We start from the raw sequence: 18408 nt of genomic DNA on the forward strand, positions 1-18408 counted from the left end.
ATGGAATATTGTTCCATCTTGTATAGATGTTTCAAATTAAGAATAATATTGCACCAAGACAACCATACTCTAATTTCAAATAACTAAAGGAAAATCATGCAAAAACGTATTGACGAAATTCAAAGCAAATACCGCGAATGGTGCGAATTACTGCCGCAACTGGAAGCAGATATTGCCCGCTGGAAACATGCCGCAAGCCTCATGCAAGACATGGATGACTTCTATACCAACGAATACCAAGCATGCCATCAGGCCATTGAAGAAGGGGCAGATGTTGATTTACGCACACAGGGCGAATACAGCATTATGAGCGAAGATGCTCTATGGAACGCACTGGGGGAATTTCATCAACTGGCTTGGGAACACCTGCGCTCAAGCGTAAATGCTTTAGACAGATACCAAGGCTAAAACATCAAAGGCCGTCTGAAACTTTTGATTTCTCAAATATATTCAGACGACCTTTTATTCAAACGGCTTCTCAGTATCTACTTCAATTTGGCGCGTATTTTTCCAAGCAGCAATACAAGCTTCATAATCGGCTAATGCTATTTTCACTGTCAACTTACAATCCAACTGCAAATCCTGTTCTACAATATCGGCCTGATATTGTTTGGCAATCCGTATAGCCTCATTCAAAACAGGATATTCACACTTCAACCAAACTGTCTTCTCAACATTCTTTTCAACAACTTCAGCTATCGCCAATGCCTGAGCTGTTGATTCCTTATAAGCATGAATCAGACCGGGAACACCCAATAGCGTACCGCCAAAATAGCGCACAACCACAACCAACACATCCGTTACGCCGACAGAATCAATCTGCCCCAAAATAGGGCGGCCTGCGCTCCCGGACGGCTCCCCATCATCATTTGCGCGAAACTGCATTCCATCCACACCCAGTCGATAGGCGTAGCACCAATGTCTTGCCTTGTGATGCTCTTCCTTTAATGGGTCGAGATACTTCTTCACATCGGCCAACGTTCGTATCGGATAGGCGTATGCGATGAAGCGGCTGCCTTTATCTTTAAATTCAGCCTGTGTCGGTGTGGTAATGGTTTTATAGGTCGTAATCATGCCAAAATATTTTCAGACGGCCTTATATAACAAAGGCCGTCTGAACGTTTCACGTGAAACATTAGTTTTTCAGTGCTTCAGTCAGTTGAGGCACAACTTCAAACAAATCACCAACCAAGCCGTAATCTGCCACATTGAAAATCGGAGCATCGGCATCTTTGTTGATGGCAACAATCACTTTGCTGTCCTGCATACCGGCAACGTGTTGGATAGCTCCAGAAATACCGATAGCGAAGTACAGTTGCGGCGCAACCACTTTACCGGTTTGTCCGACTTGGGCATCATTTGGCGCATACTCGGCATCCACTGCCGCACGGGAAGCACCAATCGCGGCACCCAACGCATCCGCCAAAGGAGTCAACACTTCATTGAATTTTTCAGCACTACCCAATGCACGGCCACCGGAAACAATCACTTTTGCCTGAGTCAATTCAGGGCGGTCAGACTGGGAAAGTTGACGGTTTACAAAACGGCTCAGGTTTTGAGCAGGCGTTGCCTCAACATTGACCACTTCCGCATTACCGCCTTGTCCGGCAGCATCAAATGCGGTTGCACGGAAAGTCAGCACCAGTTTTTCAGAATTGGATTGAACAGTTTCAAATGCATTACCGGCATAAATCGGACGGACAAATGTCGAGTTATCCACAACTTCGGTTAAATCCGAAACTTGTGGCACATCCAACAGGGCAGCTACTCGGGGCAGAAGATTTTTACCGAACGCAGTTGCAGTCGCAGCCACATAGCGGTAATCCGCAGCCAGTTTAACAACCAAAGGCGCTAATTCTTCTGCCAAACCTTCAGCGTAATAGGGCGCATCGGCTACCAAAACTTTCGCTACGCCTGCAACCTGTTTCGCCTCTTCAACCACCGCAGCAACATTGCTGCCGGCAACCAATAAATCTACATTACCCAATTTGGCGGCAGCCGTTACCGCATGCAAAGTGGCAGGATTCAAATGTTGGTTATTATGTTCCGCAATAATCAATACGCTCATTTCATACTCCTTAGATCACTTTGGCTTCGTTTTTCAGCTTTTCAACCAACTCGGCAACATCAGCCACTTTCACACCGGCTTGACGTGCTTTAGGTTCGGCAAATTTCACGGTATTCAAACGCGGAGAAATATCCACAGCCAAATCGGCAGGACTTAATTTTTCCAAAGGCTTTTTCTTTGCCGCCATGATATTAGGAAGTTTGACAAAGCGTGGTTCGTTCAAACGCAAATCTGCACTGATGACCGCAGGCAGCTTCAACGCAACAGTCTCTTCGCCGCCATCAATTTCACGGGTTACCAATGCTTCTTCGCCTTCAATTTGCACTTTTGATGCAAAAGTACCTTGAGCCGCATTCAACAACGCAGCCAGCATTTGGGCAACTTGGTTGGCGTCATCGTCAATTGCCTGTTTGCCCAGCAGTAAAATTTGCGGATTTTCTTTATCCGCAACAGCTTTCAGCAATTTTGCAACGGCCAAAGGCTCCAACTTTGCATCAGTCTCAACATGAACCGCACGGTCGGCACCCATCGCCAAAGCAGTACGCAACGTCTCTTCGCATTTTTTCTCGCCAAGAGAAACGGCAACAATCTCGCTTACTTTTCCGGCTTCTTTCAAACGGACAGCTTCTTCTACCGCGATTTCATCAAACGGGTTCATCGACATTTTGACATTACCGATATCCACATCGGAACCATCGGCTTTCACACGAACTTTGACGTTGTAGTCCACTACGCGCTTTACTGCGACCAGTGCTTTCATTCAATTCTCCTAAAAGAATGTCCATCAAATCAAGCATACTGCTTTTGATACATTCTTTATATAAAATCCAATTCGGTTTTCACCAACATGATAAAACCAAATTTATATAAATCTTGGCAAATAGAGCGGAATTATATCATTTCTAAAGCATTTACTCAGAAAATAAATCCAACTCCCCAGCAATTATTTACCGTATGCAGCAACACAATCCATCAAGGTTTGATAAACCTCGTCTACATTGGGAATTTGAGCAATACCGCCTAAATTTTTTGCATAAGCCGAAACTTGAACGCCGGTCTTGGCCGGATCTGTATCTGTATAAATTCCTACAACAGGCTTTTCCAATGCATTGGCAAGATGCAGCAGTCCGGTATCTACGCCAATAATACCCTCTGCGTTTTTCAATAAAAATGCAGCCTGTAATAAATTCATTTTGTCACAAACCGAAGCAAACGGTAAATCGCTTGTAATCTGTTCGGCACGCATTTTTTCGGTTTCATTTCCCCATGGCAGATATACATTGCATTGTTGTTCTTCATTCAACTTTTTCAATAATGCACGCCAGTGTTCTACCGGCCATAATTTACTGTCTCGACTGGTTGCATGCAAAGCAACGTAATAAGGGGATTTCAAATTTTTCAGACGGCCTGATTCAGGAACCGACAAACCAGATACTTGCGTCTCAGGCATTGTATAACCAAATACTTGGACGAATAATTCACGGTTTCGCCAGACCGCATTTTTACCTTTCGGTACGGCAAACATTTTACTGTATGCAAGAGCAGCCAAACTTTCACGCGCGCTGTGTTTATCCAATCCGTAAATAGGGGATTTCGCCATTTTGGCGAAGCATGCGCTTTTAATCAGTCCTTGACTATCTAAAACAAAATCAAAAGATTCAGCCTGTAAATCCGTTTTCAGACGGCCTATTTCATGCCATGTTTCAGCCTGAAAAAGGTGTTTGCGCCATTGCCGCCATTTCATTACATGAACTTTTTTGACAAAAGGATGCAAGCGGGCAATATCTACAAACCCTGCCTCACACAGCCAATGGAGCTCTACCTCAGGACATTGTCGCGCCAAATCTTCAACTGCGGGCAATGTGTGAATTAAATCGCCCATACTAGACAAGCGGACAAGTAAAATCTTCATATTTTGGAAAATGTTTCACGTGAAACAACAGAATTTAAAATATAATTTATTGATTATTAATGTATTTTTTTATTTCTTCGGCGTTTTCTAAAATAACTGCTCCGGCAGAATGCATTTCCTGCCATGCAGATTCAACCGTTTCAGGAGCAATGCCGCGGCAAGCAGCCTGATTGACGATGACTTTCCAGGCCCCGCCTTTAAGCAACTGTAAAACCGTTGTCTTCACACAATAATCCGTTGCCAAACCGCCAACAATGACTGTATCTGCATTTTGACAGCGCAACCATTCGATCAAACCTGTACTGAGCTTTTCTTCAATATCGTGAAAACATGCGCCGTAGGGGTGTAATTCAGGATCAATGCCTTTCCAAACGCAATAATCGTATTCTTTAGCTGAGGGCAGGCCATCCAATAATTCATAGCCATATGTCCCAACCATAGCATGCGACACCCAAGTCAAATCCGCATCCGGCAAACCCGTCGGTTTCAACATATCAACAGGATTATCCACAAGCCATTTTGCCGCGACATGATGCGCATCTTTCGTCATCACGCGTAAATCCGCCAATACAGCTTGGGCATTGAGTTCATCCGCAATCAGATGACCTTCGGCAACAGGCAATTCTTTCGGGCACAAAGGCGTAAACGTTTTTTGTGCATCTACATCGATAGAAACAATCATGTATTAATATAACCTATTGATTTTATTTTATATTATTCAAATTAAGTATTTATTGCTAATGTACGGACATTTGGAATAAATGCTTTGTATTATAACAAATTACTACCGCAAAATGTGGGAAAACATCTGTGATATGATGACAGTTTGCACAGAATATTTATCCACAAATTATGTCCTATTCGATTACGCCTATTGCAACCGTTCATTCCCCCTACAAACAAAAATTCGGCATTGCCCGCCAACCTGGTTTAGTTCCTGCAGCAGAAATTTGCATTGAACTCACTCCTGAATTTACCGCAGACAGCGTTCGGGGCTTGGAAGATTTCGACTATGTGTGGATAAGTTTTATTTTCCACGGCGTATTGGATGAAGGTTGGGCGCAAATGGTACGTCCGCCACGGCTTGGAGGTAAACAAAAAATGGGCGTATTTGCCACGCGCAGCCCGCACCGCCCCAATCATCTCGGTTTATCCCTGCTGAAACTCGAACGTATCGAAACAGGCAAACCTGTCCGCATCTATTGCAGCGGTGCAGACCTATTGGACGGTACTCCTGTAGTGGATATCAAACCCTACATCCCGTTTGTCGAGGCCAAACCTGACGCATCATCAGGCTTTGTCAGCGGCAAACCTGAAGAATTGAACGTTGTCTGGGCAGAAAGTACGCTTGCGGAACATTTATCCACAGAAGAAAAACATCTCATTGAGCAAAGCATCGCCCAAGATCCTCGCCCTGCCTATCAAGATATTCCCGAACGGATTTATGTAATGAATATTGCGGACTATGAAGTACAGTTTAGGATAGAAAACAAATGTGCCACAGTGATTAAACTATCCACAATCTGATTGCAAATTGAATCTATCTACACACAAAAGGCCGTCTGAAATGTTCAGACGGCCTTTGAATTATCCATAGACTGATTGATTCAGCCTGTTATCCTTTAGATTTTGCTGGCAAAGAATTCCAAGGTACGAACCAATTGGCAAGTGTAAGACATTTCATTGTCGTACCAAGCAACAGTTTTCACCAATTGTTTGTCGCCAACTGTCATCACGCGGGTTTGAGTCGCATCGAAAAGTGAGCCGTACTCGATACCGATAACGTCGGAAGAAACGATTTGGTCTTCAGTGTAGCCTAAAGCATCGTTGGCGGCAGCTTTCATGGCTGCATTGATTTCTTCTTTGGTAACAGGGCGTTCGAGAACAGAAACCAGTTCGGTCAAAGAGCCGGTAGCAACAGGAACGCGTTGGGCAGAACCATCAAGTTTGCCGTTCAACTCAGGAATAACCAAGCCGATGGCTTTCGCGGCACCGGTGCTGTTCGGTACGATATTCAAGGCAGCGGCACGGGCGCGGCGGAAGTCGCCTTTGCGGTGTGGTGCGTCAAGGGTGTTTTGGTCGCCGGTATAAGCGTGGATGGTGGTCATCAGGCCTTCAACAATACCGAACTCTTTTTGCAATACCGCAGCCATAGGGGCCAAACAGTTAGTCGTACAAGAAGCGGCGGAGATAACGGTTTCGCTGCCGTCCAAAATATCTTGGTTTACGCCATATACAACTGTTTTCACATCATTGCCGCCAGGGGCAGAAATCACAACTTTGCGCGCACCGGCACGGATATGGGCCTCAGCTTTGGTTTTGCTGGTAAAGAAACCGGTACATTCGAGGACAACGTCCACACCCAGCTCGCCCCAAGGCAATTCTTCAGGATTAGGATTGGCAAATACTTTGATTTCTTTGCCGTTAACAACAATCGCATCATCTTTCAATTCGGCAGAGCCTTCAAAGCGGCCTTGAGTACTGTCGTATTTAAAGAGGTGTAGCAGCATATCGGCAGGAGTCAAGTCGTTAACAGCAACGACTTCGATACCTTGGGCTTTTTCAATTTGACGCAATGCCAGACGACCGATGCGGCCAAAACCATTAATCGCTACTTTAATACTCATTTTGCTACTCCTATTAGATGGAATGGGAAAAATTTTTCAGTAAGGCCATTGTATCCTGAAATAAAATTACTACCTAGAATTACACGACGCTACTTTTAAAATGTTTGATTTAAATAAAAAAACCGTGAAATAGGTCGTCTGAAAATACAGATTGGTACGGTTCGCTCCCATATTTGGGGATAAATTCCGGCCTGTTTTTAAAATTAATATGTAATTATTTAAAAAAATGGTGATTATGATGAGTACGTCCCTATTTTGTGGATAACCTGATTACTGATTGTATAATCAAATTGTTGTATTCATTTAAAGGCTGCGTTCAAGTTTTGTTTTGTGTGAGAACAAAGTCGGATAATCTGTAATCGTTTGAATATTTCTGTGGATAAAATCAGATTTTTCCACTCGGATTACACGGCATATTGTGGATAATCTTACCGGTACAAAAGGTCGTCTGAAAAATCTATGGTTCTGAAACGCCTACATTAGCAAATACTATTAAAAATAATGGATTATTTTTTCCTTTTTATCGTATTATCCAAACATCAAACCAATGATTACTAAGGAGACGGTTTATGCTGCAACGAACTTTGGCAAAATCCATCAGCGTAACCGGCGTCGGATTGCATTCGGGCGAACGGGTCGCGCTGACCCTGCACCCCGCGCCTGAAAACAGTGGGATTTCCTTCCGCCGTACCGATTTGGACGGCGAAATGGGCGAAACCATCAAACTTACGCCTTACCTCATCAACGATACGCGCCTGTCGTCCACTATCGTAACCGATAAAGGCGTGCGCATCGGCACGATTGAACACATTATGTCGGCACTGTCTGCCTACGGCATCGACAACGCCTTGATTGAATTGAACGCGCCTGAAATTCCGATTATGGACGGCTCCAGCCTGCCGTTTATTTACCTTTTACAAGATGCAGGCGTGGTGGATCAAAAAGCCCAAAAACGTTTTTTGAGAATCCTCAAACCGGTTGAAATCAAAGAAACCGGAAAATGGGTGCGCTTTACGCCTTATGACGGCTTTAAAGTTACTTTAACCATCGAATTTGACCATCCCGTATTCAACCGCAGCGCACCTACTTTCGAGATTGATTTTGCAGGAAAATCCTATATCGATGAGATTGCCCGCGCCCGTACCTTCGGCTTTATGCACGAAGTGGAAATGATGCGCGCCCACAATCTCGGACTGGGCGGCAATTTAAATAACGCCATCGTGATTGACGACATGGACGTTTTGAATCCGGAAGGTTTGCGCTATCCCGATGAATTTGTCCGCCACAAAATCCTTGATGCGATTGGCGATTTATACATTGTCGGCCATCCGATTATCGGCGCATTTGAAGGTTACAAATCAGGACATGCCATCAATAATGCGCTGTTGCGTGCCGTTTTGGCAGATGAAAGCGCTTATGAATGGGTTGAGTTTGCCGATGACGAAGACTTGCCCACCGCTTTTCACGAATTGCCGGCAGCCAAATAGAAAATAGATAACGCAGTTCAATGCAAAGGCCGTCTGAACCTTTCAGACGGCCTAAATTATGTCGTTTTCCACAAATAATTATCCACATATTCATCTATTTTATCTTATTGAAAAATAAAAATATTAAAATTTAACCCTATTCTTATACACATCTTATCCATATATTTTCCCAAACTAAAAGGCCGTCTGAACAACTAGGTTTCAGACGGCCTTTGCATGTAAAACCGATAAAATCAATCGCCCATGACCTTGCCTTCACGGCGCGGGTCGGCACCGCCAAGCAAACCGTCTTTGCCGATTAAAATCCCTTGTACGCCAGAATTCAAATCGCGGATTTGGACTTTGTAGCCCAATTTTTCCAAGGCTGCCGCTTTGTCTGCCGCTGCGGTTTTTTCCTCGATTTCATACTGACTGCCACGATTGAGCATATTCGGCAGTGAAATTGCCGTCTGAATATCCATGCCCCAGTCGATATGCGCCACCAGCGTTTTGGCAACGAAACCGATAATGCGGCTGCCGCCCGGCGAACCGACCGCCATATAAGGTTTTCCGTCTTTCATCACAATGGTCGGCGCCATCGAAGAACGCGGACGTTTTCCACCGGCCACGCTGTTTGCCACCGTTTTACCGTCTTCTCCGACAGGATTGAAAGCAAAATCGGTCAATTCATTGTTGAGCAGATAGCCGTTTGCCATCAGCCCCGAACCGAACGCATTTTCAATCGAAGTCGTCATTGACACGACGTTGCCGTCTTTATCCACAACCACCAAATGGCTGGTAGACGGCAGCTCGATCGCCATACCCTGCGCGTATTTCTTGCCAAACTTGCCCGCCTGAATGTTTTCCAACGCCTTGTCAGCTTTGCGGATTTCTTCGGCACGCGGTTTCAAATAAGCCTGAGAAATCATGGCTCGGGTCGGAACGTTCACAAACGCAGGATCGCCGACATAATAATCACGGTCGGCAAAAGCAATCCGCGACGCATCGCCTATCCAGCGCCAACTGTGGATATTTTCCGCACCCAACGCCTTCATATCCTGATTCTGCAATACGCCCAAAATCTGCCCCAAAGCGATTGCGCCGGAACTTGGCGCACCCATACCGCAAACTTCGTATTCGCGGTACGGCGCACAAACCGGCTTACGCTCGATAACTTGATAGTTTTTCAAATCCGCCATACTGATTTTGCCGGGATTATCCACAGCACCGGTAACGGCACGGACAATATTCTGCGCCTGCATTCCCTGATAAAACGGCGCACTGCCTTTTTCCGCCAACAGGCGTACGGAACGCGCAAATTCAGGGTTTTTCAACACCGTTCCCGCTGCCAAAGGCTTACCGTCAGGCAGGAAATAGGCGGCGGTTTGCGGATAACGTTGCAAGGGTTCCAGATTCTGCTCGATGGATTTCGCCATACGCGGAGAAACGGCAAAACCTTGTTCCGCCAAAGTAATCGGTTTCTCAAACAAACTTGCCCACGGCAATTTGCCGTAACGCTTGTGGACATCTTCCAGCAGCTTCGGAATCCCCGGCACACCGACCGAACGGCCGCCGACCACCGCTTTCATAAAGCCTATCGGTTTACCGTTTTCGTCCAAGAAAAGTTCCGGTGTTGCCGCTTTCGGCGCTGTTTCACGGGCATCAAACGTCGTCAGCTTTTTCGCTTTATTATCCCAATACACCAAAAACGCACCGCCGCCCAATCCAGAAGACTGCGGCTCAACCAGTCCCAAAGTTGTCTGCATGGCAATCATCGCATCTATCGCGCTGCCGCCGCGCTTCAAAATTTCATAACCGGCTTCAGTTGCCAGCGGATTGGCAGACGCCGCCATATAATGTTTGGCGCGGATTAATTTCTGTTCCGTCAGCCCTGTTCCTTGCTCCGGCGCATGGTTATCCACAGATACGGAGGGCAGGGCAACTTGAGGCTTTTGAACCGGCTGTTGCGCACAAGCGACCAAAATCAAAACGGATAACAGGTTAATACTAAAGGAAAACTTCATATGCACACCTTATTGAAATATTTTCAGATGGCCTTTTCCCAGATTAAATAAAAGGAAATATGAAAATAGCTTGAAATAAAAAACCATTTGACTATTTCTCTAGTCAATTAGTTCCGATTAAAAAAAGTATAAAACAAGCTAAGATTGTGCACAGGCAAAAAGTTATCCACAGAACGAAGCAGCAGGAAAAATTTATCCACATCTGCAAACAAGGCCGACCATACTTTATCCTCATCAAAAAATATCAGCTAAGTATTTGAAAATCTTTTGTAATCAAAGTTATCAACAAGCTGGAGCAGCACTCAATATCATCTTCTATTTATTATTTAAAATCTAATTTATAGTTTGTTTTCCCAAAGGAAAAGGCCGTCTGAAACGTAAAGGCATCTTTTCAAAAAATTAAAAAGTTAAGGATTGTTAAAAAGTTGTAAATCAGCTAGAGTTACGGCTGATAAATTAAATTAATAATGGAGCTTCCATCAATGAAAGGCGATATCGGCGTCATTGGCTTGGCCGTTATGGGTCAAAACTTGATTTTGAATATGAACGATCGCGGTTTCAAAGTCGTGGCGTACAACCGGACCACCGCTAAAGTAGACGATTTTCTCAACGGCGCAGCCAAAAATACCAATATTATCGGCGCATATTCACTGCAAGATTTGGTTGATAAATTAGAAAAACCACGCAAAATCATGATGATGGTGCGCGCTGGTTCTGTTGTTGACGATTTTATCGAGCAACTCGTTCCGCTTTTGGACGAAGGTGACATCATTATTGACGGCGGCAATGCCAACTATCCTGATTCCACCCGCCGTACACACGAGCTGGCGGCAAAAGGCATCCGCTTCATCGGCGCGGGCGTTTCCGGTGGCGAAGAAGGCGCGCGTCACGGTCCGTCCATCATGCCCGGCGGCGACGAAGCCGCATGGCCTGCCGTCAAACCCATCTTCCAAGCCATTGCCGCCAAAACTCCTCAAGGCGAGCCTTGCTGCGACTGGGTCGGCCGCGACGGCGCGGGCCACTTCGTCAAAATGGTGCACAACGGCATCGAATACGGCGATATGCAGTTGATTTGCGAAGCGTACCAATTCATGAAAGACGGTTTGGGCCTGTCTTATGACGAAATGCACCAAATCTTCAACGAGTGGAACAAAACCGAACTGGATTCTTATCTGGTTGAAATTACCGCCGCGATTTTGGGTTACAGAGATGAAAACGGCGAACCTTTGGTTGAAAAAATCCTCGATACCGCAGGTCAAAAAGGTACAGGCAAATGGACTGGCATCAATGCCCTCGATTTGGGTATTCCGTTGACCCTGATTTCCGAAGCCGTATTTGCACGTTGCGTGTCCGCGTTTAAAGACCAACGCACCCAAGCAAACAGCCTGTTTGGCAAAACCATTACCCCGATTGAAGGCGATAAAGCCGCATGGGTGGATGCTTTGCGCCAAGCCCTGTTGGCATCCAAAATCATTTCTTATGCACAAGGCTTTATGCTGATCCGCGAAGCCAGCGAAAACAACGATTGGGCATTGAATTACGGCAATACTGCCCTCTTGTGGCGCGAAGGTTGCATCATCCGCAGCGCGTTCTTGGGCAACATCCGCGACGCATACGAAGCCAATCCTGATTTGGTCTTCTTGGGTTCCGATCCTTATTTCAAAGGCGTATTGGAAACCTGTCTGCCTGCATGGCGTAAAGTGGTCGCCAAAGCGATCGAGTGCGGTATTCCGATGCCTTGCATGGCTTCCGCCATTACCTTCCTTGACGGCTACACTTCCGAGCGTCTGCCAGCCAACCTGCTGCAAGCGCAACGCGACTACTTCGGCGCGCATACTTACGAGCGTACCGACAAACCGCGCGGCGAGTTCTTCCATACCAACTGGACAGGTAAGGGCGGCGATACCGCTTCAACGACATACGATATTTAATTTGCCCGGGCAAACAAAAGGCCGTCTGAGTATTTCAGACGGCCTTTTTATAGGGTTATCCACAATGAAGAATGAAACAATTTAACCTATTTTATAGGTAACTTTATGAAATAAATAAGGATTAATAAAGACCGTCTGAATAGTTCAGACTGCCTTTAAAATTGTTCACAACCTTATCAACAGGTTTTCCATAGATTAAACCAGATTTTGCGGATTGCCGGCCACGAAGCGGTTGATGTTGTCCAAAAGGATGTCAAACAGACGGTTGGCGGCCTCTTGGCTTGCCCATGCAATGTGTGGCGTAACGATGAGGTTGGGCAGTCGGGCTTTCAGCAGGGGGTTGCCGTCGCGTGGTGGCTCTTGTGTCAATACGTCAAAACCTGCCCCGCCGATTTGGCCGTATTTCAACGCTGCAACCAAAGCGGCTTCATCAACCAAGCCGCCGCGTCCGCAGTTGATGAGGATGGCGCCGGGTTTTATTTGCTGCAATTCGGCTTCGCCTATCATGTTGGCCGTTTGCGGCGTGAGCGGGCAATTAAGCGACACGACATCGGCAGAGCGGATGGCTTCGTCAAAGGAAACATAGCCGTCGCGGACGCTTTGGGCATTTTTATGTTCGGCGAACACGACATTCATTTTGAAAGCCTGAGCATAAGTTGCCAGCGTTTTACCGATATTGCCGCGACCGAAAATCGCCAGAGTTTTACCGTTTAAATCGCGCATAGGAGCGCCGAAGTGGCAGAAAAACGGCGAATTTTCCCACAAGCCTGCCGCAACGTCGCGCTGATAGGCAGGCAGGTTGCGCATCAGGGTAATCATCATCATAAACGCGTGTTCCGCCACGGATTCATTGCCGTAAGCGCGGATATTGCACACTGCCGTGCCGTTTTGTTTGGCAGCCTCAACGTCCACATTGTTGACGCCTGTCGCCGTAACGGCAACCAGCTTGAGTTGTGGATTTTCGGCAAATGCTTGGGTGGAAATCACGACTTTGTTGGTAATCACAATGTCCGCACCGCGGATGCGCTCTAAGGTTTCGTGCGCTTCGGTTGTGCCGTAGCTGCTCAATGTATGTGGAAAATCAAAATCAAACGGGCGGTTGACGAGGGTATCGCGGTCGAGGACGACAATATGGAGCGGGTTCATAAAATTCCTATCAAAAATAAAATATCGATTTATAAAATCTAAATCAAGATAAAGGATTTAAAATATACGTATTAGTTGATAATCATTATTATGTAGCTATTAAAACATCAATGTATCAGGAAAACAGCATGATTAAAACCATTACATTTGCTATTTTGCATTTCAGCGTCGCATTTAGTGTCGCCTATATTTTGACCGGCAGTATCGGCGTTTCCAGCGCGGTCGCTTTGGTCGAACCCATCGTCAATACCGTCGTCTTTTATTTTCACGAAAAAGCGTGGAACCGCTACGAGAAAAACAAATCCGAAAAGCAAAAATTGTGGGTGCCTCTGCATCAGTGCGGCTAAAGTTTCAGACGGCCTTTTGCTTGATTAAAACCGATTATGCCTTTGCGGTTTGTACATCGCCATCAAAATGCCAAACCCTAAAATAAAGTAAGACTTTACGAAGGCTTCATGAAGGTAAAAATGCTAAAATACGCTATTCTTGCAAACCCATTCAGACGGCCTCGATGCTCACCGATTTAGAAAAAAACGCCATCCGCGACCATTACCAAAATATCGGCAAAAACCTGCCCGGTTTCCGTCCGCGCGCTTCGCAGCGGGAAATGATTGCGGCGGTTGCCAACGCTTTTTCGCGGACGTTGACGCGTGAAGAAGGCGAAGAAGCACTCAAACGCGAGGGCGAGAGCATTGCCGTGATCGAAGGGCCGACCGGCGTGGGTAAATCGTTGGCCTATCTTTTGGCCGGCGGCATCATGGCGCAAACGCGCGGCAAACGGTTGATCATCAGTAGTGCGACGGTGGCTTTGCAGGAGCAGTTGGTTGACCGCGATTTGCCGTTTCTGGTCGAAAAAAGCGGTTTGGAGCTGACCTTTGCGCTTGCCAAAGGGCGCGGCCGTTATCTTTGCCCCTACAAACTCTATCAACTGACGCAAAACAACGCCCAGCAAAACCTGCTTGGCTTTGAAGCGCCGGAAGTGTTGTGGGACAGCAAACCCAAGCCGGAAGAATTGAACCTGCTGCGCGACATTGCCGATGAATTTTCTGCCCGTCGTTTTAATGGCGACCGCGACACTTGGCCGGAAAAAATCGACGACACCATCTGGATGAAGGTGAACAACGACAACTACGGCTGCCTCAAAACCACCTGCCCCAACCGCTCGGAATGCCCGTTTTACCTTGCCCGCGACACGCTGGAAACCGTCGATGTCGTCGTAACCAACCACGATTTGCTGATGGTCGACATCAGCATGGGTGGCGGCGTGATTTTGCCCGACCCTGAAAACAGCTTCTACTGCATCGACGAAGCGCACCACCTGCCCAAAAAAGCACTCAGCCAGTTTGCCGCCGAGCATTCGTGGAACCAAGCGGTGTGGGCGTTGGAAAAACTGCCACAGGTTACCGGCAAAATTGCCGCACTCACCGACAAAGGCGAGTTGGCGAACCTTGCCGACGAAGCCGCCGCCGCGCTGCTCGAAAGCCTACACGAATGGCAGTTCCACCTCGCCGAAGAGCCGTCTTTGAGCTTGGGGTCGTCTGAAAACGACAGACGGACCAACAGCGAACCGACTTGGCTGTGGGAAGACGGCAAAATCCCAGAAGGCCTCGAAACCACCGTTTCCAACACCGCCATCGCCGCCCGCAGCCTCTACAAACACATCAACAGCCTCAACGACGCCCTGTCCGCCGCCCGCCGCGACAAAGACCAAAACAGCGCGCAAATCGACCGCCTGAGTACCGAATTCGGCATATTCCGCGCCCGCATCGAACAAATCACCGCCACATGGGATTTGCTCTCCACCGTCCCACTCGAGGGCGAAGAACCGCTGGCGAAATGGATAACCCGCCGCGCCGACGACAAAAACGACTACATTTTCAACGCCAGCCCCATCAGCAGCGCGTCCCACCTCGCCAACAGCCTGTGGCGGCGCGCGGCAGGCGCAGTGCTGACCTCCGCCACCCTGCAATCCTTGGGCAGCTTCAACCTCATCCTGCGCCAAACCGGACTGCAATGGCTGCCCGAAACCACCACCCTTGCCCTAGAAAGCCCGTTTGATTTCGACGCGCAAGGCGAACTCTACATCCCGCCCGTACACGCCAGTCCCAAAGACCCCGCCGCGCACACCGCCGCCATTGTCGAATGGCTGCCCAAGCTCATTTCGCCCACCGAAGCCATCGGCACGCTCGTCCTGTTTTCCTCGCGCAAACAAATGCAGGATGTCGCCTTACGACTGCCTGACGAATACTTGCCGCTTCTGCTTGTACAAGGCGAGTTGCCCAAGACTGTCCTGTTGCAAAGGCACCATCAAGCCATTGCCGAAGGCAAAGCCAGCATTATTTTCGGCCTCGACAGTTTTGCCGAAGGCCTCGACCTGCCCGGCACGGCCTGCGTGCAAGTCATTATTGCCAAGCTGCCGTTTGCCATGCCGGACAATCCTATCGAGAAAACCCAAAACCGTTGGATTGAACAACGTGGCGGCAATCCTTTTATCGAAATCACCGTTCCCGAAGCCAGCATCAAACTGATCCAAGCCGTTGGTCGCCTTATCCGTACCGAACAGGATTACGGCCGCGTCACCATCCTCGACAACCGCGTCAAAACGCAACGCTACGGCCAACAATTATTGGCCTGTCTGCCGCCGTTTAAACGGATAGGGTAGTTGTGGATTGTTCAAAAGGTAAAGGCCGTCTGGAACCAAATGTTCAGACGGCCTTTTATTCATTTCAAGCTATAAATCCAATTTCATGACGGATACGGTTTCCCCGTTGTGCCAAGTCTGCGTGATTTCCTTCCAGCCGAACTTTTCATACACGGCCTGCACATCCGGCGTATAGAGAAACAGATGCGGAAAACCCAGTTCGCGTGCTTTATCCAGACAAAACGAAACCAGCTGCCTGCCTACGCCCAAACCGCGAAACTGCTGCAAAACGAACACATCGCCCAGCCAATATTCGTATTCGGGAAAACACGCCATATCAAACCGCTTTAATGCCGCCGAACCCATCAGCCGCCCTTCGTTATCCACAGCCGCAAACGCCAGCGGCAAATTATCCCCATCGAGGCACTGCGCGTAATACGCACGGATTTTGTCCAGAGACGACCACGGCGCAAAATCGTGCCATTCCTCAAACAGCGCGAGGGCTAAAGGCTCGACAAATTCAGGCTTCAGACGGCATATGTTCATATTGGCTCCTCTTGTTGTACCGCATAGGGATAGTTTTTACAGTATAGGCCGTCTGAAAGGTTAACACATCTTAAAAAATCAGCGTAAAACACGATAAACCCACCGCCAGCCCCATTCAAATCACTTATAATTCTGCCCATACCGCTCACAAACAAAAGAAGAACATCATGGCCAAGAAATTTCCCATTTTCCCGAAAAATCCCGAGCGTATCTGCTGGGGTTGCGACAAATACTGCAAAGAAGACGATTTGCAATGCGGCAACGGTTGCGAACGCATCCAACACCCCATCGAGTTGGACGGCCGCGACTGGTATAAAAAAGGTGACTGGAGCAATTTGTTGAGCGAAGAGCAGCAAATCGAACTTGGATTGAAAGAAGCGCCCAAGCCGGCCAAACCGCATATCAAGCTGCCTTTGAAAAACAAAACGGCTTAAACGGCATGCCGTAAACAAACGAAATAAAAAGGCCGTCTGAAACCTGAAAAACAGGGTTTCAGACGGCCTTTGTGTTATCAGATTATGCCTTCACATAATGCACAAACGCGTATTCAATGCCTTTGGCGGAAACATGGTTTTCCCGAGAGGCTTCTTGCCATGTTTCTGTGGAAAACTCAGGAAAAAACGCATCGCCGTCCACATTCAAACCGACTTCGGTCAAACGCAAATCGGTGGCAATTGGCAGGGCTTGTGCATAAATTTGCGCGCCGCCCATGATGATGATTTCTTCAACCCCCTGACACAAAGCCAGCGCATCTTCCAAAGAAGCCGCCGTTTGCGCGCCTTCGGCCTGATAATCTTGGCGGGTGATGACGATATTTTGACGGCCGGGCAGCGGTTTGCGCGGCAGTGATTCCCATGTTTTGCGGCCCATAATGACGGGTTTGCCGGTAGTGTAGGATTTGAAGAAGGCAAAATCCTCGGGCAAATGCCAAGGCATGGTGTTGTTGATGCCGATACAGCGGCGGGCGGCGTAGGCGGCGATGAGGGTGATTTTCGGCATGATGAAGTCCGTTTGTAAAATAAAACGATTATAGCGGAAGAGATGCTAGATTAACGGAATATCCGTTGTTTTAAAAATGTTTCAATATTTATAAAATCAATATTCAAAATACTTAATTTTGACAAAAATCATTTATTGTTTATTTTTTTAGGTATATGATAAATATCATACCAAATAAAAAGGAAAGGAAAAAATGATGAGAACCCTCCGCATTTCTGCTTTGACTGCTTCCCTGTCTTTGATGTTGGCTGCCTGCGGTGGCGCAACAAGCGGCTTGTCGAATGCCGTGACCGAACCGCTCAATCCGCATCCGAAAGGCGTGTTGTCCATTGAATTGAACGAATCTGTCCCTGAAAACGGTACGTTGGAGCTGACGGCCAACGGTAAAACGCAAACCCTGAAAAAAGGCGGCAAACTCGATACCGGTTTTTTGAAAACCGATAAAGTATCTTCTTACGACTACGCCCAAAAAATCAAGGTAAAAGGCCAAGTTATCACTTTGGAAACGGGCGACTTCCAAGTGTATAAACAAAATTATTCCACTGTTGCCGCGCGTTACGCCAAACAAAAAGCCGATGACGCGGGCAAGCTGCAAAACCTCGATACATACACATTCACCGTCGGCGAAGTCCAAGGCGATGAAACCGCTTACCACAATTTGCCCAAACAAGGCAGCTATCAGTATTCGGGCATTGCGTTTAACGGCGACGACCGCAGCGGCCGTCTGAAATACACCGTCGATTTCGATAAAAAACAAGGTTACGGCAAAATCAGCAGCATGGCTTCCCACAATAATGTCGACCTGCTTGCAGCAGGCATTGCCAATAACAATGGTAAAGCCGCCATCAGCGGTAAAACCAGTTTGAACGGCGTGGAAAACGGCCGTTATGATTTGAAACTCTTCGGTCCGCAGGCTGAAGAAATTGCCGGTAAGGCGCAAATCAAAGTTGGCGACTCTACCAAAGAAATCGGTTTGGCCGGTAAGAAAGAGTAGGAAAAAGGCCGTCTGAAAGGTTCAGACGGCCTTGTTGTGACAAAAAAAGCAACG

The 18408-nt window shown here is 47.4% G+C and carries 18 protein-coding genes; 8 read left to right on the forward strand and 10 right to left on the reverse strand.

Annotated features, from left to right (window positions below; genetic code table 11):
* The first annotated feature begins 96 nt into the window (after positions 1–96).
* On the forward strand, positions 97–408 hold the full coding sequence (locus HMPREF2872_RS04440) for a DUF4298 domain-containing protein (protein WP_003747758.1): 312 nt from the start codon (positions 97–99) through the stop codon (positions 406–408).
* 54 nt (positions 409–462) lie between these two features.
* On the opposite strand, the gene HMPREF2872_RS04445 is transcribed toward HMPREF2872_RS04440, so the two are convergent.
* The 5 genes from HMPREF2872_RS04445 to HMPREF2872_RS04465 form a co-directional block, all read right to left on the reverse strand.
* Complete coding sequence (locus HMPREF2872_RS04445) at positions 463–1074, reverse strand: IMPACT family protein (protein ID WP_049333071.1); 612 nt, start codon at positions 1072–1074, stop codon at positions 463–465.
* A gap of 61 nt (positions 1075–1135) precedes the next feature.
* Positions 1136–2068, reverse strand: a complete 933-nt coding sequence (locus tag HMPREF2872_RS04450; protein WP_070631494.1) for an electron transfer flavoprotein subunit alpha/FixB family protein — start codon at positions 2066–2068, stop codon at positions 1136–1138.
* Positions 2069–2078: 10 nt separating this feature from the next.
* Positions 2079–2828 (reverse strand): electron transfer flavoprotein subunit beta/FixA family protein, encoded by a 750-nt coding sequence (locus HMPREF2872_RS04455; RefSeq protein WP_003686610.1) that lies wholly within the window; start codon positions 2826–2828, stop codon positions 2079–2081.
* Positions 2829–3011: 183 nt separating this feature from the next.
* Positions 3012–3980 carry a lipopolysaccharide heptosyltransferase I gene (gene waaC, locus HMPREF2872_RS04460; RefSeq protein WP_070631496.1) on the reverse strand — a complete coding sequence of 323 codons (969 nt, stop codon included), beginning with the start codon at positions 3978–3980 and terminating at the stop codon, positions 3012–3014.
* A 46-nt stretch (positions 3981–4026) separates the two neighbouring features.
* Positions 4027–4662: a nicotinamidase gene (locus HMPREF2872_RS04465; protein ID WP_070631498.1), complete on the reverse strand. Its 636-nt coding sequence runs from the start codon at positions 4660–4662 to the stop codon at positions 4027–4029.
* 170 nt (positions 4663–4832) lie between these two features.
* Here HMPREF2872_RS04465 and tsaA point away from each other — a divergent pair, with 170 nt between their 5' ends.
* Positions 4833–5507, forward strand: coding sequence for a tRNA (N6-threonylcarbamoyladenosine(37)-N6)-methyltransferase TrmO (gene tsaA, locus HMPREF2872_RS04470; protein WP_070631500.1), 675 nt, complete (start codon positions 4833–4835; stop codon positions 5505–5507).
* 95 nt (positions 5508–5602) lie between these two features.
* Here the strand turns inward: tsaA and gap are convergent, their stop codons facing one another.
* The gene (gene gap, locus HMPREF2872_RS04475) at positions 5603–6607 is read right to left on the reverse strand and encodes a type I glyceraldehyde-3-phosphate dehydrogenase (RefSeq protein WP_070591971.1); all 1005 of its coding nucleotides are present in this window, start codon (positions 6605–6607) and stop codon (positions 5603–5605) included.
* 569 nt (positions 6608–7176) lie between these two features.
* On the opposite strand from gap, the gene lpxC reads away from it, so the two are divergent.
* On the forward strand, positions 7177–8094 hold the full coding sequence (lpxC, locus tag HMPREF2872_RS04480) for a UDP-3-O-acyl-N-acetylglucosamine deacetylase (protein WP_070631503.1): 918 nt from the start codon (positions 7177–7179) through the stop codon (positions 8092–8094).
* 233 nt (positions 8095–8327) lie between these two features.
* On the opposite strand, the gene ggt is transcribed toward lpxC, so the two are convergent.
* Positions 8328–10097: a gamma-glutamyltransferase gene (gene ggt / locus HMPREF2872_RS04485; protein WP_070631504.1), complete on the reverse strand. Its 1770-nt coding sequence runs from the start codon at positions 10095–10097 to the stop codon at positions 8328–8330.
* Positions 10098–10579: 482 nt separating this feature from the next.
* Between ggt and gnd the strand changes: the two genes are divergently transcribed.
* Entirely contained in the window at positions 10580–12028 is a 1449-nt protein-coding gene (gene gnd / locus HMPREF2872_RS04490; protein ID WP_070631507.1) for a decarboxylating NADP(+)-dependent phosphogluconate dehydrogenase, read from the forward strand.
* Positions 12029–12223: 195 nt separating this feature from the next.
* On the opposite strand, the gene HMPREF2872_RS04495 is transcribed toward gnd, so the two are convergent.
* Entirely contained in the window at positions 12224–13174 is a 951-nt protein-coding gene (locus HMPREF2872_RS04495) for a D-2-hydroxyacid dehydrogenase (RefSeq protein ID WP_070631510.1), read from the reverse strand.
* 128 nt (positions 13175–13302) lie between these two features.
* Between HMPREF2872_RS04495 and HMPREF2872_RS04500 the strand changes: the two genes are divergently transcribed.
* Both HMPREF2872_RS04500 and dinG read left to right on the forward strand, forming a co-directional pair.
* A complete protein-coding gene (locus HMPREF2872_RS04500; RefSeq protein ID WP_070826381.1) occupies positions 13303–13521 on the forward strand; it encodes a DUF2061 domain-containing protein in 219 nt (72 codons plus the stop codon).
* 164 nt (positions 13522–13685) lie between these two features.
* Positions 13686–15836 (forward strand): ATP-dependent DNA helicase DinG, encoded by a 2151-nt coding sequence (gene dinG / locus HMPREF2872_RS04505; RefSeq protein WP_070631511.1) that lies wholly within the window; start codon positions 13686–13688, stop codon positions 15834–15836.
* Between the two features lie 69 nt (positions 15837–15905).
* Here the strand turns inward: dinG and HMPREF2872_RS04510 are convergent, their stop codons facing one another.
* Entirely contained in the window at positions 15906–16361 is a 456-nt protein-coding gene (locus tag HMPREF2872_RS04510; protein WP_070631513.1) for a GNAT family N-acetyltransferase, read from the reverse strand.
* 167 nt (positions 16362–16528) lie between these two features.
* Here HMPREF2872_RS04510 and HMPREF2872_RS04515 point away from each other — a divergent pair, with 167 nt between their 5' ends.
* A complete protein-coding gene (locus HMPREF2872_RS04515) occupies positions 16529–16795 on the forward strand; it encodes a DUF3079 domain-containing protein (protein WP_003686685.1) in 267 nt (88 codons plus the stop codon).
* Between the two features lie 82 nt (positions 16796–16877).
* On the opposite strand, the gene HMPREF2872_RS04520 is transcribed toward HMPREF2872_RS04515, so the two are convergent.
* Positions 16878–17360, reverse strand: a complete 483-nt coding sequence (locus tag HMPREF2872_RS04520; RefSeq protein WP_070631515.1) for a dihydrofolate reductase — start codon at positions 17358–17360, stop codon at positions 16878–16880.
* Positions 17361–17556: 196 nt separating this feature from the next.
* On the opposite strand from HMPREF2872_RS04520, the gene HMPREF2872_RS04525 reads away from it, so the two are divergent.
* Positions 17557–18354 carry a factor H-binding protein gene (locus tag HMPREF2872_RS04525; protein ID WP_070631516.1) on the forward strand — a complete coding sequence of 266 codons (798 nt, stop codon included), beginning with the start codon at positions 17557–17559 and terminating at the stop codon, positions 18352–18354.
* The last annotated feature ends 54 nt before the right edge of the window (positions 18355–18408 follow it).

It is taken from the genome of Neisseria sp. HMSC069H12 (genome assembly GCF_001812735.1).
Classification (GTDB): Bacteria; Pseudomonadota; Gammaproteobacteria; order Burkholderiales; family Neisseriaceae; genus Neisseria; species Neisseria subflava.